The sequence below is a fragment of the Bradyrhizobium sp. JR3.5 genome, from assembly GCF_054057015.1.
The window spans coordinates 23,050-42,080 of the sequence record NZ_JBSRYV010000001.1; the positions used below are offsets into that span (position 1 = coordinate 23,050).

General features: G+C 60.4%; 16 protein-coding genes and 2 pseudogenes. 13 read left to right on the top strand and 5 right to left on the bottom strand.

From position 1 onward, the window contains the following. Positions 1-79: 79 nt before the first annotated feature. Both ACVWW1_RS00105 and ACVWW1_RS00110 read left to right on the top strand, forming a co-directional pair. Complete coding sequence (locus tag ACVWW1_RS00105) at positions 80-865, top strand: enoyl-CoA hydratase (RefSeq protein WP_456654383.1); 786 nt, start codon at positions 80-82, stop codon at positions 863-865. 2 nt (positions 866-867) lie between these two features. Then, positions 868-1,458, top strand: a complete 591-nt coding sequence (locus ACVWW1_RS00110) for an NADPH-dependent FMN reductase (protein ID WP_456656574.1) — start codon at positions 868-870, stop codon at positions 1,456-1,458. Between the two features lie 20 nt (positions 1,459-1,478). Here the strand turns inward: ACVWW1_RS00110 and ACVWW1_RS00115 are convergent, their stop codons facing one another. The 5 genes and pseudogenes from ACVWW1_RS00115 to ACVWW1_RS00135 form a co-directional block, all read right to left on the bottom strand. Then, positions 1,479-1,928, bottom strand: coding sequence for a hypothetical protein (locus ACVWW1_RS00115; protein ID WP_456654384.1), 450 nt, complete (start codon positions 1,926-1,928; stop codon positions 1,479-1,481). Positions 1,929-1,984: 56 nt separating this feature from the next. Then, entirely contained in the window at positions 1,985-3,238 is a 1,254-nt protein-coding gene (locus ACVWW1_RS00120; protein WP_456654385.1) for an NAD(P)/FAD-dependent oxidoreductase, read from the bottom strand. 188 nt (positions 3,239-3,426) lie between these two features. Continuing rightward, positions 3,427-3,870, bottom strand: coding sequence for a threonine/serine exporter family protein (locus ACVWW1_RS00125; RefSeq protein ID WP_456656575.1), 444 nt, complete (start codon positions 3,868-3,870; stop codon positions 3,427-3,429). A 130-nt stretch (positions 3,871-4,000) separates the two neighbouring features. Next, positions 4,001-4,759: pseudogene (locus ACVWW1_RS00130) on the bottom strand (threonine/serine exporter family protein); the annotation flags it as partial. Next, positions 4,699-5,037 (bottom strand): hypothetical protein, encoded by a 339-nt coding sequence (locus tag ACVWW1_RS00135; RefSeq protein ID WP_456654386.1) that lies wholly within the window; start codon positions 5,035-5,037, stop codon positions 4,699-4,701. The pseudogene ACVWW1_RS00130 and the gene ACVWW1_RS00135, both read right to left, overlap by 61 nt. A 362-nt stretch (positions 5,038-5,399) precedes the next feature. On the opposite strand from ACVWW1_RS00135, the gene ACVWW1_RS00140 reads away from it, so the two are divergent. The 11 genes and pseudogenes from ACVWW1_RS00140 to ACVWW1_RS00190 all read left to right on the top strand — a co-directional run bounded on the left by ACVWW1_RS00140 (position 5,400) and on the right by ACVWW1_RS00190 (position 19,022). Next, positions 5,400-6,452, top strand: coding sequence for a heme o synthase (locus ACVWW1_RS00140; RefSeq protein WP_456654387.1), 1,053 nt, complete (start codon positions 5,400-5,402; stop codon positions 6,450-6,452). 1 nt (position 6,453) lies between these two features. Continuing rightward, the gene (gene cyoA, locus ACVWW1_RS00145) at positions 6,454-7,332 is read left to right on the top strand and encodes a ubiquinol oxidase subunit II (RefSeq protein ID WP_456654388.1); all 879 of its coding nucleotides are present in this window, start codon (positions 6,454-6,456) and stop codon (positions 7,330-7,332) included. Continuing rightward, positions 7,329-9,318 (top strand): annotated as a pseudogene (gene cyoB, locus ACVWW1_RS00150) (cytochrome o ubiquinol oxidase subunit I). Before cyoA ends, cyoB begins: the two are co-directional and overlap by 4 nt. Beyond that, positions 9,315-9,947, top strand: a complete 633-nt coding sequence (gene cyoC, locus ACVWW1_RS00155) for a cytochrome o ubiquinol oxidase subunit III (RefSeq protein WP_456654389.1) — start codon at positions 9,315-9,317, stop codon at positions 9,945-9,947. Before cyoB ends, cyoC begins: the two are co-directional and overlap by 4 nt. Further along, positions 9,944-10,339, top strand: coding sequence for a cytochrome o ubiquinol oxidase subunit IV (gene cyoD / locus ACVWW1_RS00160; protein ID WP_138836832.1), 396 nt, complete (start codon positions 9,944-9,946; stop codon positions 10,337-10,339). The genes cyoC and cyoD overlap by 4 nt, the downstream gene beginning before the upstream one ends. Before the next feature lie 146 nt (positions 10,340-10,485). Then, complete coding sequence (locus ACVWW1_RS00165; RefSeq protein WP_456654390.1) at positions 10,486-11,286, top strand: acetoacetate decarboxylase family protein; 801 nt, start codon at positions 10,486-10,488, stop codon at positions 11,284-11,286. 127 nt (positions 11,287-11,413) lie between these two features. Next, positions 11,414-12,217 carry an acetoacetate decarboxylase family protein gene (locus tag ACVWW1_RS00170; protein WP_456654391.1) on the top strand — a complete coding sequence of 268 codons (804 nt, stop codon included), beginning with the start codon at positions 11,414-11,416 and terminating at the stop codon, positions 12,215-12,217. A 337-nt stretch (positions 12,218-12,554) separates the two neighbouring features. Next, positions 12,555-13,142, top strand: coding sequence for a helix-turn-helix domain-containing protein (locus ACVWW1_RS00175; RefSeq protein WP_456654392.1), 588 nt, complete (start codon positions 12,555-12,557; stop codon positions 13,140-13,142). Beyond that, the gene (locus ACVWW1_RS00180; protein ID WP_456654393.1) at positions 13,139-15,979 is read left to right on the top strand and encodes an ATP-binding protein; all 2,841 of its coding nucleotides are present in this window, start codon (positions 13,139-13,141) and stop codon (positions 15,977-15,979) included. The genes ACVWW1_RS00175 and ACVWW1_RS00180 overlap by 4 nt, the downstream gene beginning before the upstream one ends. Before the next feature lie 117 nt (positions 15,980-16,096). After that, complete coding sequence (locus ACVWW1_RS00185; protein ID WP_456654394.1) at positions 16,097-17,668, top strand: ATP-binding protein; 1,572 nt, start codon at positions 16,097-16,099, stop codon at positions 17,666-17,668. Further along, entirely contained in the window at positions 17,568-19,022 is a 1,455-nt protein-coding gene (locus ACVWW1_RS00190) for a hypothetical protein (protein WP_456654395.1), read from the top strand. Before ACVWW1_RS00185 ends, ACVWW1_RS00190 begins: the two co-directional genes overlap by 101 nt. Positions 19,023-19,031 lie beyond the last annotated feature (9 nt).

The window sequence follows — 19,031 nt, forward strand, 5'->3', positions numbered from 1 at the left end:
ACGACACTTTCGGGGCGTTGTGAGCCGCACCGAACCAGGACCTGTCGCGCAATTCACCAAACGGACCGGGAGTTCGACCATGGATGATATCGTTACCGAACAAGCGGGAAACATCCTGCGCGTCCAGTTCAACCGCCCGACCAAGCGGAATGCGATGACGTCGGCCATGTACGTGGCTCTCGCCGGCATTTTCAACAAGGCTGCCAATGACGAGAACACGCGGGTCGTGCTTTGGCACGCCGCGGGAGATTCGTTCTGCGCGGGCAACGATATCGAGGACTTTTTGAAGAACCCGCCGGGGGCGGGCGAATCGCCACAGTCCGCGCTCATGCACGCCTTCGTCAATTTCAACAAACCGATCGTCGTGGCGGTCCAGGGCGCGGCGATCGGCGGCGGCACTACCATGCTGACCCACTGCGACTTCGTCTACGCCGGCGAGGGCGCAAAATTCCAGATGCCCTTCATCAATCTCGGTCTCGTACCGGAATTCGGATCGAGCTGCTCGATGCCGGCGCGGATCGGTCATCTCCGCGCCGCGGAGCTGATCTTGCTGGGAGGTCCATTTGATGCCAGGCGGGCCGCAGAGTTGGGTCTCGTCACCGAGGTCGTATCCGACAAGGACGTTGTCGCGAAAGCGACCGAAACGGCCCGGAAGCTAGCAGCGAGGCCGGCTGCGGCGCTGCAGGCCAGCAAGAGGCTCATGAAGCAGCCATTCCGCGAGCAGCTCAAGGCGGCGATGAAGGCCGAGAATGAGGAGTTCAGTGTGCAAGTCCGTTCCGAAGACGCCAAGGAGGCGCTCTCGGCCTTTCTGGAAAAACGGAAGCCTGACTTCACGAAGACCGCCAAATCCAAAGCGACGGCATGACCATGGAGAGACCGATGAATGTGTCCGTGCTGGTTGGAAGCTTGCGCAAGGCGTCGCTCAGCGGGATGCTGGCGAATGCGCTGATCTCGCTCGCGCCATCTTCGGTGAAGCTCGAAATCGTCGAGATCGGGCAATTACCGTTGTTCAATCAGGATCTGGAGGCCGGTGCGTCGCCGGCGTCATGGACCGCGTTCCGCCAACGTATCAAGGCCGCCGACGCGGTGCTGTTCGTCACGCCCGAATATAACCGGTCGGTGCCGGCCGCTCTCAAGAATGCGCTCGATGTCGGCTCCAGGCCGTATGGAAGCAGCGTCTGGGACCGCAAGCCCGGTGCGATCGTCAGTTGTTCGCCGAGCGCGATCGGGGCCTTCGGTGCCAATCATCATCTCAGGCAGTCGCTGGTATTTCTGAATGTGCCGATCCTGCAGCAACCCGAAGCCTATATCGGGCATGCCGACAAGCTGTTCGATGAACAGGGCAAGCTCGTCAACGAAGGTACCAGCAAGTTCCTCCAGCAGTTCATTCAGGCGTTCGCGAATTGGGCGGAGAAGACTGGCTCCCGGCGCGCCAGTGCCAGCAGCGCCGCCTTCTAACCGCGGATTGCGGCCAAATCTCAAAATTGTATCGGCCGCATCCGTTCGAATTCTTCGCGGCACACCTCGCTGAATCCCCGCAACAGATCGATCGTGCCGTCGATGGCCATTTCGCGCAGTTCGACGAAGCTCTTGTCCGGTTCGAGATAGGCGTCCAGAATTTTCCGGACGACGTCGTCGGCGTACTGGACCACCCTCTTCGAAGACACCGCCCGCATCGAGCTCAGCTTCGCGTACAGGCTGACCAGGCCGGGAATGTCGGCCTTATCGTGCTGTAGCGCATCGATGTAGCATTTGGCGGCGTCTTCGATGAAATCCCTGTAGAGGGTTTGCCGGCGGCTCTTCTCGTGCAGGGCCCACTCGACGCGGACCTGGCTTCGGTGGTTCAGCCAGGCTGCCATTCCGCTGGTCAAGCCGCCGACGGCCGCGCCGGTGAGGGCGGCGAGGGCGGAGATGATGGAGACGTCCACGGGTGCGGTCCGCAATCTGCTGCTGGGAGTGATAATTATCGAGGCTAACTATTGCGCTATGACGCGGACGACTGCGGCCCTTCGGAAATCAGCCGTGAGCTCCGTTGCCCGGACAGATACGACCAGAACCATTGCGTTTGAACGCGGAAGCGGTTCTGAAGCTGCGGCAGCGCGAGCACATGCAGCGCGGCCCATATCAACCAGGTCATAAAGCCGCTGGTTCGCACATGGCCGGCCTCGAGGATGGCAAAATTCTTGCCGACCACCGCCATATTGCCCTTGTTGCGGTATCGAAACGGCCGACCGTCCTTGCGCCCCCTGACACGGTTGGCGATCACGCGTCCGACGAAGCGTCCCTGTTGAATGGCGGCCTGCGCCACGCCGGGGACGGGGTGACCATCCTGGGTGATCGTGGCTGCATCCCCAGCCACGAACACGTTGGGCGCGTCGGGAATGTCCATGAAGGCACCAACGAAAGCGCGCCCGGCGCGATCTGTCTGCGTGCCCAGCATTTTCACCACCGGCGAGGCGCTGACACCTGCCGTCCAGAGCACGGTGGCGCTGGGAATCCGGACGCCGGCCGCGATCACGCCCTGGTCGTCGACCTTCTCGACCTTTACGCCCGTCGAAACCTCTACGCCGAGCTTCGTCAGCCGTTTTGCGGCCCTTTTTGACAGCGACTCTGCAAAGGTCGGAAGAATGCGAGCACCGCCGTCGAGCAGCAGAATTCGGCTCTTGGCAGCGTCGATCCTGCGAAAGTTGTTGCGCAGGGTCACGGCGACCAGTTGAGCGATCGAGGCAGCGAGCTCGACGCCGGTCGGGCCGCCGCCCACCAGCACGAATGTCATCTGGCGCGCACGCTCTTTCGGGTCGTCGGTCGATTCGGCCAGTTCGAACGCACTCAAGATCCTGGTTCGGATCGTCTCGGCGTCGTTGAGGCTCTTGAGGCCCGGCGCGAACCGCGCGAACTCGTCATGGCCGAAATAACTCGGACGCATTCCGGGGGCGATGACCAGGAAGTCGTAATCGAGTTTTTGGCTGCCAACGCCTGGGCTCGTGATCTCGACGGTACGTGCGCCGAGATTGATGCCCTTGACCTCCGCCAGCAGCACGCTGAGGTTCTTCTGTTTCGCCTCGAGCTGGCGGATCGGGGCCGCGATCTCGGCGGGCGACAAAACAGCCGTGGCGACCTGGTACAACAGAGGCTGAAAGATATGGTGATTGCGCCGGTCGATCAGCGTGATCTCGACGTCGGCGCGTTTTAGCGCGCGGGCCGCGGCGATGCCGGCGAAACCGCCGCCGACGATCAAGACGCGTTTCTTGCCCGGAACCGCCTTTGCTACCGGAGGCGCTTCTTGCGAAAACGATTTGGTCAGAACTGTCGTCATGGATGTACCGACGGTGTCCAGGGCGCCAGCCGCCCGGTCAGCATCGGATACAGCGGGGGCCGCGGCTTATCTTGGACGGCGTTGCGCTGGCTAGAACGTCCATGCCGCTTTCATGCTGTCGCGGATATTGCGCGCTCGAACAACATGCGCGGGAGAATCAGGCCGATTGTCATGGCCAAGATGATCAGAAATGCCGTGACACCACTCGTGACGATGCTGTTCAGGAGAGTTGGCGGGGCGTTCGGACCGACCGCGACCAGCTCGACGAGCCCCGTCGCAGCGTTGAACAGGAAAAAGCCGGGCATCAGCGAGACGACGGCGGAGAAGGCCACAGCCGCGAACGGCAGGTGCAGGCGGTCGACGACCGGCGTCGCGATGACGCTCACGAGCATGCAGGCGAGAAGCGCTCCGGTTGGAGCGGTTCCGGCGCCGAGGGACAGCAGCGCCCAACGTGCGGCATGCGCGAGCATGCCGATCGCAATCGGGAACGCCAGCAGGCGCCACGGCATCGAGAAGAAGGTACCGAAGGCGGCGACCGCGCATCCTGCCGCCATCACGTCGAGGAGCAGCGGCACGGGCGGAGAGGATTCGGCGATCGCGAGGTGTCCGCCGACCGCCGTGAACCCCGATCAGGCCGCCGGCGCAGATCAGGAGCACGATGACGCCGGCATAGGCGAGGCGCGCGATTCCGAGCGCGATGCGCGTCCGGGCAAGGTCGATGGCGCCGTTGAGGATATGCGGACCGGGGACCAGCACCATGCAGGGACAGAAAGCGACCAGCGCCGTGGCCACCGAAAGCTGGAAGCGGCTGGCAGCGGCAGCCACGACACCTGCGATCAATGCGGCGCAGAGCGGCTGAATCAGCGGGTTGCCGCTGAAGCGGGACAGCCCGCGGCGGACGAGTGCGCCGATGGCGGCAGAGGCTGCGATCAGCACCAGGCTCGCCGGATCGAGGTTGCCGAAAATCACGCCGAGCGAAGCCGCGCCAGTGGCGGCGAATAACGTGAAGCGTGGCGTGGAAGCCGGCGGCAGCCGGCCGGCCTGTTCAAGTGCGGACTGTGCGGCCTCGGTCGGCAATTTTCCGTCGCATATCTGATCGATCACCGTCGTGACAGCCAGCACCCGGCCCATGTCGACACCGAGCGGCTTGGCGGGGACGATTTGCGAGAGAGGCGCTCCATCGAGATCGACGGTGATCGCGTCCCAGCAAGGTAGCACCCTGACCGTCACGCCGAGCGCGCGCCCAAGCCGCTCGGCAGCGGTAACGGTGCGCTCCGTGGTCTGGCCGTGCCCAAACAGGAGTGTCGCCGCCAGCGCGGTCGTCTTCAATGCTGGCTCGTACGTCAGCGGCCCGAAGCCCGGTGTTTCCCATTTGAAATTGGTCAATTGCGTTGCGCGGTCCAGTAGCCAGAGCATCGGGCACCTGCCGCGCTGCCGCTCCATCTTCCGCGACCCGAGGTTCCGAAAAGCTTGCCGGTGCCGGATGCAAATTTGTCGTGAACCGTCACCGACGCACGAACGGAACCGGATCTGGCGACATATCCCTTGAATCTTACCAGATTGGGATGGGTCACAACGCCGTCGGAAATATTGACGGTGAAGTTATAGGCGGGATCGCAGGTGCCGGTTTGCGTCACGAAGTTGAGATCCCAGGATCCATCATAGGCGGAGCGCGCGTGTGCGATAGATACCGGAGCGATCAGGCAGGCGACTGCGATCATCCAGAGCGAAGATGTCTTCATTGATAGTTCTCCGTTAGGTGCAGCGGCCGCTTCCAAAGCAACAGACCTGGTCGATCGGCGTTGGGAAGTGGCGCGTTGCGGCTATCCAAACCAGCATCTGCTTTAGAAAGGGGCGGCGCAGCGCGCTTGTTGAAACGTGCTCGAACTAACCCAAATCGTGCGATCGCGACTCGTGTCTCCTGGCCGCAGCCCATCAGCTGACGGTTTTGAGCATGTTTGGCCCCAATCGAGCATCGGCGTTCAATCGTGGCCGAGAGTGGGGATGCATATTGAATAGCCACACTGCGGCTGTTCGAACGGAACACGACAGCTCTCATTTTGAATGAACCCGGAGCGCCGAGATGAACGTCAAATCCATTGCTGGGGAAAGACGGGCGCGCTTCGCGTTAACGCCCAATCCGGCGCCTGCGCTGGCGGACCATCGAAGCTTGTCCGACTTCATCGCCCTCACAAAGCCGCGTGTGATGATGCTTGCCGTCTTCACCGCGCTCGTGGGATTGAGCCGCGCGCCGGTTCGACTGGATTCGCTGTCAGCCTTCGCCGCGGTCCTTGCCATCGCCGCGGGGGCTGGCGCCGCCGGCGTGCTCAACATGTGGTACGACGCCGATATTGATGCGGTCATGAACCGTACTGCGATGCGGCCAATTCCCCGGGGCAGGATTTCCCGGTTCGAGGCGCTGCTTCTTGGCCTGTTGCTTGGCGGCTTGGCGGTGGTGGTTCTGGCTATTGCGGCTAATCTCACGGCAGCCGCGTTGTTGGCCGGCACCATCCTGTTTTACGTTGTCGTGTACACGGCATGGCTGAAGCGGTCGACACCACAAAACATCGTCATCGGCGGCGCCGCGGGAGCGGTGCCGCCCGTGATCGGGTGGGCTGCGGCGACCGGAGAGGTCGGGCTCGAGCCGCTCGCGCTGTTCCTCATTATTTTCCTTTGGACGCCGCCGCATTTCTGGTCTCTGGCGCTTAATCGTGCCGACGACTATGCGCGTGCGGGCGTGCCGATGTTGCCGATCGTCGCGGGACGCGCCGCAACGACGCGCCAGATCCTGATCTATAGCGGCCTGATGGCTCTGGCCTCGGGGCTGCCCTGGGCGCTCGGATTTGCAGGCGCGGTCTATGGCGCGATCGCCGCGATCTGTAGCGCGCTTTTCCTTCTGCTTGCATGGCAACTGAAAGGAAGCATCGAGACCGATCGCCGCGCGGCTCACAGGCTGTTCGTGTTCTCGATCGTCTATTTGTTCGCGCTGTTTGCCGGCCTCCTGATCGACCGAGGAAATGGCTCATTCTCGCCGATGCGATCATCGGATGGTGGCTGCGGCGTCCCGGTGCATGCCGTATTTCTTTCAGGCGCCGACCGCAGCGTATGCCGCATCGTCAACTTCAGTGAGGTCTAACATGCGATATGGTCTACTTGCCACCGTCGTGATCGGCGCCGCGACACTCGGTGGCTGCACCGACGGCGTGCTCGACCCGAAAGGCCCGATTGCCTTCGCTGAGCGGCAAATTCTGCTCAACGCGCTTGGCATCATGCTGGTCATCGTGATCCCGGTGATCCTTGCCACGCTTGGTGTTGCCTTCTGGTTTCGTGCATCGAACGAGCGTGCGCGCTATCGGCCAAATTTCACATACTCCGGACGTCTTGAATTGCTGGTCTGGTCCGTCCCCGCGATGACAGTGCTCCTGGTCGGCGGCGTCGCATGGGTCGGCTCACACGACCTCGATCCGGGCAGGCCGATTAGCTCAACGGTCAAGCCTGTCAATGTTCAGGTCGTCTCACTCGACTGGAAATGGCTGTTCATCTATCCCGAGCAGGGGATCGCGAGCGTCAACAAGCTGGTCGTGCCGGTTGGCACGCCGATCAGCTTCGAACTGACCTCATCGAGCGTCATGAACAGCTTCTTCGTGCCTCAGCTCGGAAGCCAGATCTACACCATGTCCGGAATGGCGACGCGCCTCCACCTCCAGGCGGACCATCTCGGAACCTATGCAGGGGTATCCGCTATGTTCAGCGGTGAAGGCTTTCCCGACATGCGCTTTACGGTCGATGCAGTGACCGATGACGGATTTGCGCAATGGGTTCGCCAGGCCCGCGAAACTGGTTCGGCACTCGATAAGCAGGCTTATGCCGACCTGGTCAAGCCGAGCAAGGCGGTCGTGCCGATCACCTATCGCGTCGTCGCCCCCGATCTGTTCAGCAGCATCGTAAACGCTGGCCTGTGCACGCAAGACTCCTCTCTATCAACTTGTTCAACGTCGCAGAGGGCAGAGCGATGAATCTCCTTGGTAAGCTTGATTGGAACGCGATCCCCCTCCATGAGCCGATCATCATGGGCGCCACGGGCTTCATGGTGCTGGTCATTCTGGCTGTTCTCGGATTCGTCACGGCGAAGGGAGCCTGGCTCTATCTGTGGCGCGAATGGCTCACCTCGGTCGACCACAAGCGGATAGGCGCCATGTATTGCATACTGGCGCTCGTCATGATGCTGCGCGGCTTCAGTGACGCGATCATGATCCGCGCGCAGCAGGCGCTCGCAGCCGGCGGTGCGCAAGGATATCTGCCGCCCGAGCATTTCAATCAGATTTTCTCGGCGCACGGCACGATCATGATTTTGTTCATGGCAATGCCGTTCGTGGTAGGGCTCATGAACTTCGCAGTACCGTTGCAGCTTGGCGTTCGCGATGTCGCATTCCCCACGCTCAACTCCGTCAGCTTCTGGCTCACTGCCTCGGGTGCGTTGCTGGTCAACATTTCGCTGGCGGTCGGCGAGTTCTCAAAAGCCACCTGGTGGGGTTATCCCCCACTGAGCGAAATGCAATACTCGCCCGGCGTTGGCGTCGACTACTATCTTTGGTCGCTGCAAATCTCCGGTATCGGCACCTTGGCTGGCGGGTATCAACTTCGTCACAACAATCCTCAAAATGCGGGCACCAGGGATGAGCTATATGCGCATGCCGGTCTTCTGCTGGACCGCGCTTGCCGCCAACCTGCTCATTATCGCGGCTTTTCCGGTCCTGACCGCGACGCTCGCGATGCTGGCGCTCGATCGCTATCTCGGCTTTCACTTCTTCACGCTCGAAGGCCAGGGCAATCAGATGTTGTACTCCAACCTGTTCTGGGTATGGGGGCATCCCGAAGTCTACATCCTGATCCTGCCGGCGTTCGGCGTATTCTCGGAAGTCATGGCGACCTTCTCCGGCAAGCCGTTGTTCGGCTATCGCTCGATGGTCGCCGCGACGATGGCCATCTGTATCCTCTCCTTCCTGGTCTGGCTGCACCACTTTTTCACAATGGGTGCCAGCGCGAACGTCAACGGCTTCTTCGGTGTCATGAGCATGATCATCGCTTTGCCGACGGGGGCGAAAGTCTTCAACTGGCTGTTCACGATGTACGGCGGCCGGGTTCGGTTCTCGGTGCCGGTGCTGTGGTCGATTGGCTTCATGGTGACTTTCGTCATCGGCGGCATGACCGGCGTGTTGATGGCGGTGCCCCCGGCCGACTTCCAGCTGCACAACAGCGTGTTCCTGGTCGCCCACTTCCACAACGTCGCCATCGGCGGCGTCGTGTTCGGCGTGATGGCGGGGTACAATTATTGGTTCCCCAAGGTATTCGGGTTCAAGCTCGACGAACGCTGGGGCAAAGCCTCGTTCTGGTGCTGGCTCGTCGGCTTCTATGTCGCCTTCATGCCGCTCTACGTGCTGGGCCTGATGGGCATGACCCGGCGCATGCAACATTACGACAATTTGTCCTGGCAGCCGTGGTTGATAGCGGCGGCATTCGGCACCGCTATCATCCTTGTCGGCGTCGTTTGCCAGGTCGTGCAACTCGTCGTGTCGATCCGCAATCGCGAGGAGCTGCGCGACGTGACCGGTGATCCGTGGAACGGTCGCACGCTCGAATGGGCGACGGCGTCGCCGCCGCCGGCATGGAACTTTGCATTCCAGCCCAGGGTCGCCGGACTGGACGCGTTCTGGAGCAGCAAGAGCCGTACGCAAGCGACAAAGGACGAGCCGACGCCGGCGCGCAAGTACGAGCCCGTCGAAATGCCGAGTAACAGCGCCACCGGCTTCGTTACTGCTTTCTTCGCAGTCGTCATCGGCTTTGCACTGATCTGGCACATTTGGTGGCTGGCCGGCGTCGGAGTGTTCGGCGCATTCATGACGTTGCTTGCCTTCTCATTCCGCCGTCAGAGCGAATTTGAGGTGACAGCCGAGCAGATCGCCGGGTTCGAACGGGCTCACCAGGCAGGAGTTGCAGCATGAACGTAGCCGTCGCAATCGATCAGATCCCGCAAGACGCACTGCCAAGTGCGAGTGAAGCAGGGCCTGCTCCAAAGAGGATCGTGGTCGCCTATGGCTTCTGGATCTTCCTGCTGAGTGACATCGTCATGTTTGCCGCGCTGTTCGCGAGCTACTCGGTCCTCGTGCGCTCCACGGCCGGCGGTCCAACCGGCGCCCAGCTGTTCAATCAGGTTACGGTCGCGATCGAAACCGCTTGCCTTCTCGTTTCGAGCTACACCTGCGGATTGATGTCACTGGCCGTCAACTCGCGACGCCGTCTCGGGGCTTATCTGGGGGCCCTGATCACATTCGCGCTCGGAGCCACATTTCTTGGTCTCGAGATCCGCGAATTCTCAAACATGATCGCCATCGGCGCGACGCCGCAGCGGAGCGCCTTTCTGTCCGCATTCTTCACGCTTGTCGGATGCCACGGGCTGCACGTCACGCTCGGACTCATCTGGCTGATCGTGATGATGGTGCAGGTGGCGGTATTCGGATTCGCTGCGAGGGTGCAGCGCCGCCTGCTCTGCTTCTCTTTGTTCTGGCACGCGCTCGACATCGTTTGGGTCGGGGTATTCACGGTGGTTTATCTGATGGGAGTGAGCCCATGACCGACACTCAATACGAACGCGCACCCGGAGACAGGCCGAGCCGCGAGATGGAAGCGTCGGCTCCATCCGAGTTTCTTATCTACACGATTGGCCTATTTGTGGCGGTTGTTCTCACGGCCACGTCGTTCTGGGTTGCAAACACGACACTGATCTGGCCAGGCGGCGTATTTCTGGGGCTCGCTGTCCTCGCCATTGCCCAGATGGGCATTCACCTGGTGTTTTTCCTGCACATCTCCAGCGGGCCGGAAAGCACCAACAACGTGCTCGCGCTTGCCTTTGGCGTTCTCATCGTATTCGTCGTGGTCGCCGGCACAATGTGGATCGTGGCAGATATGAACGCGAACATGATGATGCCGTCGGGCGCGCCGATGAGCATGAGGATGCAACATTGAAGGGTAGCCGATTTCGCATCAATGTCGGCTGCGCACGAACCACCAAACGGTCACACGTTCGTCCAAGCGTTGGCAACAACGCCAACGATAGCATTTCATGTTGAGGTAATGCGCGGCGGATACGCCACTGGCGGTGGGGACGAGAAATGCTGAAAGGATTCACGGCGCCTCGGTCCCCTCTGAGCGCGGCCGCCTTGGTCCCGTCGCCGCCCTGGCATTTCGCAGGTGATGTCCTGGCGGTGGAATTCTGGAACGATCCTGATGTGTCGCTCCATATTCTTCCAGCCGGTGTCGAGCCTGACAGGGAACGTCCAGGTCACTCCGTCGCGCTGTTCACGGACTACCAGTTCACGGCGCAGAACGATGAGCACCTGGATCCTGCCAGGTACCAGTGTCGCGGCTTCAGTGTCCTGCTCGACGCGATATGGAAGGGGACACCAATAGCGTGGTGTCCCTATTGCTACGTCGACAACGATGCTGCGTTGATGAGGGGCTGGATTCAGGGCTATCCGAGAAAGCTCGGGACGATACACCAGACCCGTACTTTCGCCACCATGAGCGCTGCTTCGGCGCCACTCGTGCATGATGGCAGGTTCTCGGCCTGCATGTCGGCTCACGGCCGCTTGCTGGTGCAAGCCCGCGTTACCCTGCACGAAAAGGCCGAGCGGCTGGTTGGCCTGCTTGATCGCCGGATTGTCGGACGGCGATATTTTCCGCGGCTCTCTGCCGGCATGCACGACAAGCCGGCCGTCGATGAACTCGTTCGATGTGTCTCGAACCAGCTCCGGATCACGAACATCTGGAGCGGCGCGGGCGAACTCAATTTTCCGGAGGCCTATGGCGAAGAGCTGGAAATGCTGGGGCCGCTGAAGGTGGGGCGCGGATATCGCTTCTCGTTTTCCTATTCTGTCACCGATATCGAGAGTCTGGCCGACCTTACCGCCTAGCCGTCGCGGCGGCTCCCGACGTTCTGGTTTTGCGGCAGGAATAAACAAGTCGACGCACTTCGAGCAAATCAACTGCGGCTGGTTTCGGTAGCATCTTCACCGAAAGTGATGCATCGGAAAAACGGGAATGCTCAGGGGTTTTACAGTTCCGAAATCGCCGTTCGGCCAGGCCGCTCTAACTCCACCGCCACCCTGGCACTATGCCGGCGACGTCGTCGGGATAGAGTTCTGGACCGACCCCGTCGCGACGGCGGCGACATTGCCGAATGGTCTTTCTCCGGATTCGACCTCAAACGGTCATGCCGTCATAATGTTCCTGGATTGGCAATTCACGGCACAGGACGACGAATATCTCGATCCGGCGCGTTATCAATATCGCGAGGCGTTTATTCTGGTCGATGCCATGTATCGCGACGAGCCGGTCATGTGGTGCCCCTACATTTACGTCGACAACGACGCTGCTCTGGCGCGCGGCTGGACGCAGGGGTTTCCTAAGAAAATAGGGAGCATTTTTCAGACCCGCTCCTTTGCGGCTTCAGGTCCTGCCGCGGCGCCGGTGGCGTCCGGCAGCCGGTTTGGCGCCAGTCTTTCGGCGCATGGCCAACGTCTTGCGGAAGCCTGCGTCACCTTGCACAGACCGGTCGAGAACGGACTGTCCCTCCTCAGCCGACCCACGGTTCTGTTGCGATACTTTCCGAGACTGGCGGCCGGATACCAGGACAAGCCAGCGGTCAACGAACTGGCGATGTCGATCACCGACAATCTCACGGTTACCGGCGCATGGATCGGGAAGGGCGAACTTAACTTTCCGGAAGCGAATGGCGAAGAACTCAACGCGCTCGCGCCGAAAAGAATCGAGTCCGGGTTTCGCTACTCGCTTTCCTACTCGGTCAGCGATCTGAAGATCCTCGAGGATCACGGCTCGCGGTAACTGTGCACTCTCTCCGAAACGGCGAAGCATATAGTCCCTTGCTTCGCCGGAGGGTCTTCGCGGCACCCCCCGTCCCGCGGAGGCCCTCGGCCGGAGGACGTTGTTGTGGACCCCGCATCTCTCATGGCATTTTCGACGTGAGCGCTTGTCGAGGTGTTCGAAATTGGTGCAAGGCTGCATTATAAAACGTGTAATATATTGATATTTAATATGAAAAGCGTTCAGCGCATCGCGCCAGCATTAACCTTCCATAACGCTGATTAACGAGCCAAACGGCGTCCTCTGCGGCACTCTCCCGCCGATCCGAAGCCTCGGATAGCTTGTCGAGAGAGTGATCATGGAAGGACTTCAAACCACCGCACCAGAGTCTTCGTTTGCAGACGATCAACAGTTCCACCTGGTTGCGAACAGCGTGGCCCAGCTACTTGAAACGGCAAGGCGGGAGCTGGGGCATGATCAGGAAGCGGCCAAGGCGTCGCTGGCCACAGCATCGCACATTCTGCAAGCGGAGATCGAACGCTGTTCGGGCGCTAACGGTGCCACAAGGGGCGGTCTGGCAGCCTGGCAAATCCTTCGGGTGCGCGCTTACATTGACGGCAACCTGCACCGCACCATTCACATCCGGGATCTCAGTGCGGTCGCACGTCGAAGCCCGGCGCACTTCTCCCGGAAATTCAAGCTGGCTGTTGGCGAATCGCCACATGCCTATGTGGTGAGAAGGCGTCTGGAGAAAGCCTGCCACCTGATGATAACAGGTGCGGCATCACTGAGTGAAATCGCCTTGAGCGTAGGCCTTTCGGATCAGGCACATCTATGTAGGTTGTTCAGGCAGGCCTTTGGCCAAAGCCCGGCCAACTGGCGACGCGAGCGCGGAACGCCCAGCGAGGTCAGCTCAAGAACCGGCATGGACGAGAACATCCCATGAGCGATCAGCGCGGCAAAGTGCTGAGCTTCGGCCCTTTCGAACTGTCGATCGGAAACAGGCTTCTGACAAATGGCGCCAAGGTCGTGCCGCTCGGCGCGCGGGCCATGGATCTCCTCATCGCTCTGGTGGAGCAGGCAAACAAGGTCGTCGGCAGGAGAACCCTGATAGAGCGCGTTTGGCCAATGAGAGGAGCCGAACAAGTCAGCTTGCGCGTCCACATCTCGGCGCTACGGAAGGCCCTCGATCAAAGTGACCCTGGCAGGCGATACATCGCGAACGTGCCCGGACGGGGGTACAGCTTTGTCGTACCCGTAACGTCACTTTCCTCACCAACGTCGGGGGATCCCGCGAGGTCCCGATTGCCTGCGCGCTTGATGCGGATGCTCGGACGAAGGGACGCCTTGACCGCGATCCAGATGAAGCTGACCGAGCAGAGGTTTGTGACGATCGTCGGGCCCGGCGGCATCGGCAAGACCACCCTGGCGGTCGCTGCCGCCCACGAGATGAGTGCCGCTTTCAACGGCCATATTCATTTCGTCGACTTGGGTGCTCTCGGCACCGCTTCGCTGGTCGCCCCCGCCGTGGCCACCGCACTCGGCGTATCGGTGCAAACCAGCAATGTCGTACCAGCCCTGATCGATCGCTTGCGGGAAAGGCCAGCGCTCATCGTGCTCGACTGTTGCGAGCACCTTGTTGATGGCGCGTCGGCTGTCGCGGAGGAACTGTTTCGGCATGTTCCGACACTGCATTTGCTCGCGACCAGCCGGGAGGCGATGCGGGTTGAAGGTGAACATGTCCATGAACTCTGCGCGCTTGCATGTCCCCCTGAAGATGGCAACCTGTCGGCGCAGGATGTCCTGCAATATCCCGCGGTTCAATTGCTGGTCGACCGCGTGCGGGCCGTGCGAAGTCATTTTGAGCTGGTCGATGCGGATGCGTCGATTGCCGCGGGAATCTGCCGGCGGCTGGATGGAATTCCGTTGGCAATCGAACTCGCCGCCGGCCGGGTTGACATATTTGGCCTCAGCAAGACGGCAACCTTGCTCGAGGAGCGGCTGAACCTGTCGTGGGTGGGGCGTAGAACGGCCCTGCCGAGACATCAGACCTTGAACGCGGCACTTGAGTGGAGCTATGACCTGCTAGGTAAGGCAGAGAAGCGTGTATTGAGCCGCCTCAGCGTTTTTGCCGGTGGGTTCACGTTCGAAGCGGCTGTCGCGGTTGCCGCCGACGACACGATAGATGAAGCGAATGTCTCCGATTGCGTTTGGGAGCTTCGTTCGAAATCGATGATTGCCGTTCGGGGGCAGGAGGGGCGGCTGCGTTTGCTCGACACCACTCTTGCCTTTGCTTCACAACGACTTGCCGAGAGCGATGAGGAGAACCGCTGTCGCCGGCGTCACGCGCTCTACTACTGCGACTTGTTCAAGCAAGGCGCTTCAACGGATGTGCATGAAAGGCTCAAGGAGCTTGAAGATGAGGTCGACAATCTCAGAGCTGCCCTGAATTGGAGTTTCTCAGTCGAAGGCGAGGCGAAAATTAGCGTTGAACTTGCGGCCGCCTCGGCAAGCATCTGGATGGCAATGGCTCTCCTTGCCGAATGCCGGGAGTGGATGACGAAAGCTGTCGGTCGTCTCAAAGGCGTGAATTCAGGCACGAGACAGGAAATGGTCATTCAATCGGCCCTTGCGAGTTCCATGATGTTCACAGGCGGGATGACCGAAGAGTCATACGCGACCTGGGCCAAGACACGTCTTCTCGCCGAGGGACTTGGCGATATCGAATATCAGCTGGCTTCCCTGCTTGTTCTCTGGGCTCACAGGATTCGGCTTCCACGATACGCTGAAGCAATCGAACTGGCGGAACGCTGCGGTGAGGTCGCGCAAAAGATCGGCGATCGCGGGGCGATCGCAACGGCCAACTACATGCGTGGTATCAGCTACCACCACACCGGTCGACTATTGGAGGCCGAAAACTGCCTTGAGATGTCGCTCCATCGTGATGATGAGGCTTCGCGACAGGCGCTGATCAAGCGCTTCGGCTACGACCGCAAGGTGGATGCGCTGATGATCCTGTCAAGTGTGGCGTGGCTGCGCGGCTCTCCCGATCATGCGCGGCGACTGAATCAGATGTCTCTGGCCGAGGCGCGCCAACTCGATCACGCCGTCCCCCTGTGCGTGGCGCTCGCCGGGACAAGCTTCAATGCATATCTGGCAGATACGGATGACCGGACCGAAGCGCTTGCCAACGAACTCGTCGACCATGCCGGCAAGTACGGTGTGGAGAGTTATCACGGCTTCGGCCTTGCCATGCAGGCGCTCGGCAGGGTCAGGCAAGGAGATACCGAGGCGGCCACCGAGTTGCTTTATTCGGGACTGGAGAAGCTGTCAGCGGCGCGCTACGGTGTTTTCCATCCGATCCTGCAGGCGGAGTTTGCACGATGTGTAGCCGTTGCTGGTCACGCCCGGCAGGCCATGGCCGTTTTCGAACGGGCGAAAATCAACCTCGATGACGAAAATCAACTTCATGCCCCCGAATTGCTCCGCATCAGGGGCGAAATGGCCTTGAGCGGCAAGGAAGGGCTGGCTGTTTGCAGAGCGTATTTTCTTCGTGCAATCGAGATGTCGGACAGGCAAGGAAGCTTGTCGTGGAGGTTGAGAGCCGCGACCAGCCTTGCCATTGCTGAGAAGTCGCTCGGGCGAAAGGAGGCCGCGTGGCGGACCCTTCAGGCCACCTACATGAAATTTCGAGAAGGCTTTGAGACCTCCGATCTTCGGTTGGCCAAGCGGGTGTTGAACGGCTCATACCGGCCCGACAGCGCCGTCAACTCGTACCACTGACCGCTTGTTGCTGCAGGTGGTTTCGGCTAACACTTGATCGGCTGGGAGTGTATTTCCACAGGTCCGACGACGAACGGCGCAACGACCGAATCGTCGGGGATCTTGGCGGACTAACTTATGTCGATTCAACAAATTAGCTTGCCGCAAATTGGCTCACCCGGTGCAATCCGGCTTCGGTTTGGCCCATTCGAGCTCAATGTCGCCGAGCGCTCCCTGAAGAAGGCGAACCAGGCCCTTCCACTTGGTGGCAGGGCTTACGACATTTTGATCGCGCTTCTCGAAAACGCCGGTGAGGTTGTCGGGAAAGCCGAGCTGATCGCGCGGGCATGGCCCGACGTAACGGTTGAAGAGGGCAGTCTTCGCGTCCACCTGTCGGCGCTGCGCAAGGCACTGGGCGACGGGCAGTTCGGTAACAAGTACATCGCGAACGTACAGGGCCAGGGCTACAGCTTCATCGCGCCGGTCGCTCGCCTTTCCGCGGACCACGACAGCGGTAGTGCGTCCGCGGGCATGCCCAACCTGCCGCCCGCGCTGGGCCGCATGCTCGGTCGCAACAATGTTGTCCTTGAAATTCAAGGTTTGCTCCAGACCGGACAGCGCCTGATTACAATTCTGGGGGCTGGCGGTATAGGCAAGACAACGGTCGCCCTGTCGGTCGGACACCGGGCGCTGGCCGACTTCTCCGGCGCGGCATTCTTTGTCGATCTTTCAACCGTAAACGACCAGGTATATCTGATCGGCGCGATCGCTTCCGCGGTCGGGCTCGGCCCGCAGTTGGTAGATCCAAAGGCGGCGCTGCTTAATTTTCTGCGCCCTCGCAAGGCACTTATCATTCTCGATAGTTGCGAGCATCTCATCGAGAAAGCTGCTGACATCGCCGGCCAAATTTTTCGAAATGCCCCCGACATCTACCTGCTTGCGACCAGCAGGGAGGCATTTCACGTCGCTGGTGAACACGTGGTTGGTCTTTGTCCACTGGATTGCCCGCCGGAGCAGCCGGGGCTGACAGCGTCGGAGGCGATTGCCTATCCGGCGGTACGGTTGTTTGCCGAGCGCGTCAGTGCTCGCCGCGGCGAGTTTTCGCTTCGTGACGACGAAGCCCCCATGGTTGCCGAGATCTGCCGCAAGCTTGACGGCATTCCCCTCGCCATCGAACTCGCCGCCGGAAGGGCCGCTGTTCTTGGCGTTGGGAATACGGTGGCAAGACTGGGTTCGCGCCTCGATCTCCTGAAATTCGGCCGACGGACCGCAAATCCACGGCATCAAACGCTGATCGCAACGCTGGACTGGAGCCACGACCATCTTTCGGAGATCGAACGGGTCGTCTTGCGACGTGTCGCTATTTTTGTGGGGCGCTTCACGCTGGAGGCCGTGCTCGCAGTCGCGGAGGAAGTGGGGATAGACGAGTCCGAGATATCGGGTGCGTTGGGAAATCTCGTCAATAAATCCCTGATCGGGGTTTTGGACCGAATCGCGGGGACGGTTCTACCGGTTGCTCGATACGACGCGTGCCTACGCTTTGGAGAAGTTGGCCACCAGCGGCGAGCGAGACTCTATTGCCGGGCGGCACGCGAGCTTCTCGATTCAAATGCTGGAAAGCAACCCGGTCAATCTCTTCGACTTGGAGTTCACGGAAGCTGCAGTCGACGCCGTTCGAGACTATCTTGGAAATGTCCGTGCCGCGCTTGAATGGAGCTTTGGTCCCAATGGAAACGACGCCGCAGCCATAAGATTGGCGGCCACAGCTTCGCAGCCGCTTCTAGCCATGTCGCTCCTTTTGGAATGCCGAACATGGATGGAGAAGGCGATCGATCGGATGCCGTCGGACTGCGATCCTCGGCATCAGATGAAGAGTCACGCTGCGCTTGCTATGTCGCTCATGTACACCGAAGGCAATAGTGACAGGGTTCGCGAGGCTTTCCACACAGCGCTGAACTTTGCGCAACAGCACGAAGATACCCACCTGCACCTGTCTCTACTTAGCGGATTGTCGATGTATCTTCATGGGCTTGTCGACGCGGCAGGAACGTATGAACTCGCGCTTCGTAGCGTGGCCGCCGCAAGAAAAACCGGAAATCCAGACGATGCGGCCATCGCTGATGCCATGCTAGGGGCAGCATATTGTCTTCGTTCCGATCAACGGCGGGCGCAACAACATCTGAAACGCTCATTGCATGGCTCGCTTCGACGGTTCAATGCAAGCCAATACCTGTTCGATCTGCGGAGCTCTTCGCTTAGTGTTCTTACCCATTCATTTTTCTTCTCTGGTAATCTCGACCAAGCCGCCGACTGCACCAAAATGAACATTGAGGAGGCCGCAAGATCAGGGCATCCAGTCGGACTGTGTCGCGCGCTCACCAACTCGATGCGGCTCTATTTTTGGATCGACGATTTGGAGCAGATCGAGCGTAGTCTTGCAGAACTCGAGCAGACCGCCGAGAGGCATTCGTTGGCACCAGCTCGTGCAGTCGCTTTAGGGTTTAGGGGGCGGTACTTGGTCCGCATCGGGCGAATGGCGGATGGCATACAATATCTGCAAGAGAGTTTGGAGAAACTGGCCATTCACCGGTACGACGTAGTGACGAGCGATCTTGTCTCTGAATTAACTGTTAGCTTGGCGAAGCAAAACGCGCGCTCGGAAGCGTTGGCGCTCATCGATCGATCGATTTCCGCCGTTATCGAGGCCAATAGGCTTCTTCGTCTGCCCGCATTTTTCCTGGCGAAAGGCTCGGCGTTCGCGTCCGGGGATGTGCCCGAGGGGCTCTTGGCAGAGGAGTTTTTCGCGAAGGCGATGAAGCAGGCCCGCCAAGAATCAGCGCTTCCGTTCGAACTGCGTGCTGGATTGGAGCTCGCGCGGATCTGGATCGGGCGCGGCGAGGTGCAGAGAGCCCGTGATCTGATCAGTCCGGTCTACAGTCGGTTCTCCGAAGGTCTCACGACACCCGATCTCATTTTGGCCAGGCGAATCCTCGAACAGGCAAGCGTTAGGGCCCTGCAAACCGGGCTAGGGATGGCGAAATCATCGGGCAGAGCGAAAGCTTGAATAGACCCA

What these genes read in the sequence shown, in the direction of transcription:
- ACVWW1_RS00105 (WP_456654383.1), top strand. Translation starts at nt 80, where the DNA reads ATGGATGATATCGTTACCGAACAAGCGGGAAACATCCTGCGCGTCCAG.
- ACVWW1_RS00110 (WP_456656574.1), top strand. Translation starts at nt 868, where the DNA reads ATGGAGAGACCGATGAATGTGTCCGTGCTGGTTGGAAGCTTGCGCAAG.
- ACVWW1_RS00125 (WP_456656575.1), bottom strand. Translation starts at nt 3,870, where the DNA reads ATGGCGGCAGGATGCGCGGTCGCCGCCTTCGGTACCTTCTTCTCGATG.
- ACVWW1_RS00135 (WP_456654386.1), bottom strand. Translation starts at nt 5,037, where the DNA reads ATGATCGCAGTCGCCTGCCTGATCGCTCCGGTATCTATCGCACACGCG.
- ACVWW1_RS00140 (WP_456654387.1), top strand. Translation starts at nt 5,400, where the DNA reads ATGAACGTCAAATCCATTGCTGGGGAAAGACGGGCGCGCTTCGCGTTA.
- cyoA (WP_456654388.1), top strand. Translation starts at nt 6,454, where the DNA reads ATGCGATATGGTCTACTTGCCACCGTCGTGATCGGCGCCGCGACACTC.
- cyoC (WP_456654389.1), top strand. Translation starts at nt 9,315, where the DNA reads ATGAACGTAGCCGTCGCAATCGATCAGATCCCGCAAGACGCACTGCCA.
- cyoD (WP_138836832.1), top strand. Translation starts at nt 9,944, where the DNA reads ATGACCGACACTCAATACGAACGCGCACCCGGAGACAGGCCGAGCCGC.
- ACVWW1_RS00165 (WP_456654390.1), top strand. Translation starts at nt 10,486, where the DNA reads ATGCTGAAAGGATTCACGGCGCCTCGGTCCCCTCTGAGCGCGGCCGCC.
- ACVWW1_RS00170 (WP_456654391.1), top strand. Translation starts at nt 11,414, where the DNA reads ATGCTCAGGGGTTTTACAGTTCCGAAATCGCCGTTCGGCCAGGCCGCT.
- ACVWW1_RS00175 (WP_456654392.1), top strand. Translation starts at nt 12,555, where the DNA reads ATGGAAGGACTTCAAACCACCGCACCAGAGTCTTCGTTTGCAGACGAT.
- ACVWW1_RS00180 (WP_456654393.1), top strand. Translation starts at nt 13,139, where the DNA reads ATGAGCGATCAGCGCGGCAAAGTGCTGAGCTTCGGCCCTTTCGAACTG.
- ACVWW1_RS00185 (WP_456654394.1), top strand. Translation starts at nt 16,097, where the DNA reads ATGTCGATTCAACAAATTAGCTTGCCGCAAATTGGCTCACCCGGTGCA.
- ACVWW1_RS00190 (WP_456654395.1), top strand. Translation starts at nt 17,568, where the DNA reads ATGCTGGAAAGCAACCCGGTCAATCTCTTCGACTTGGAGTTCACGGAA.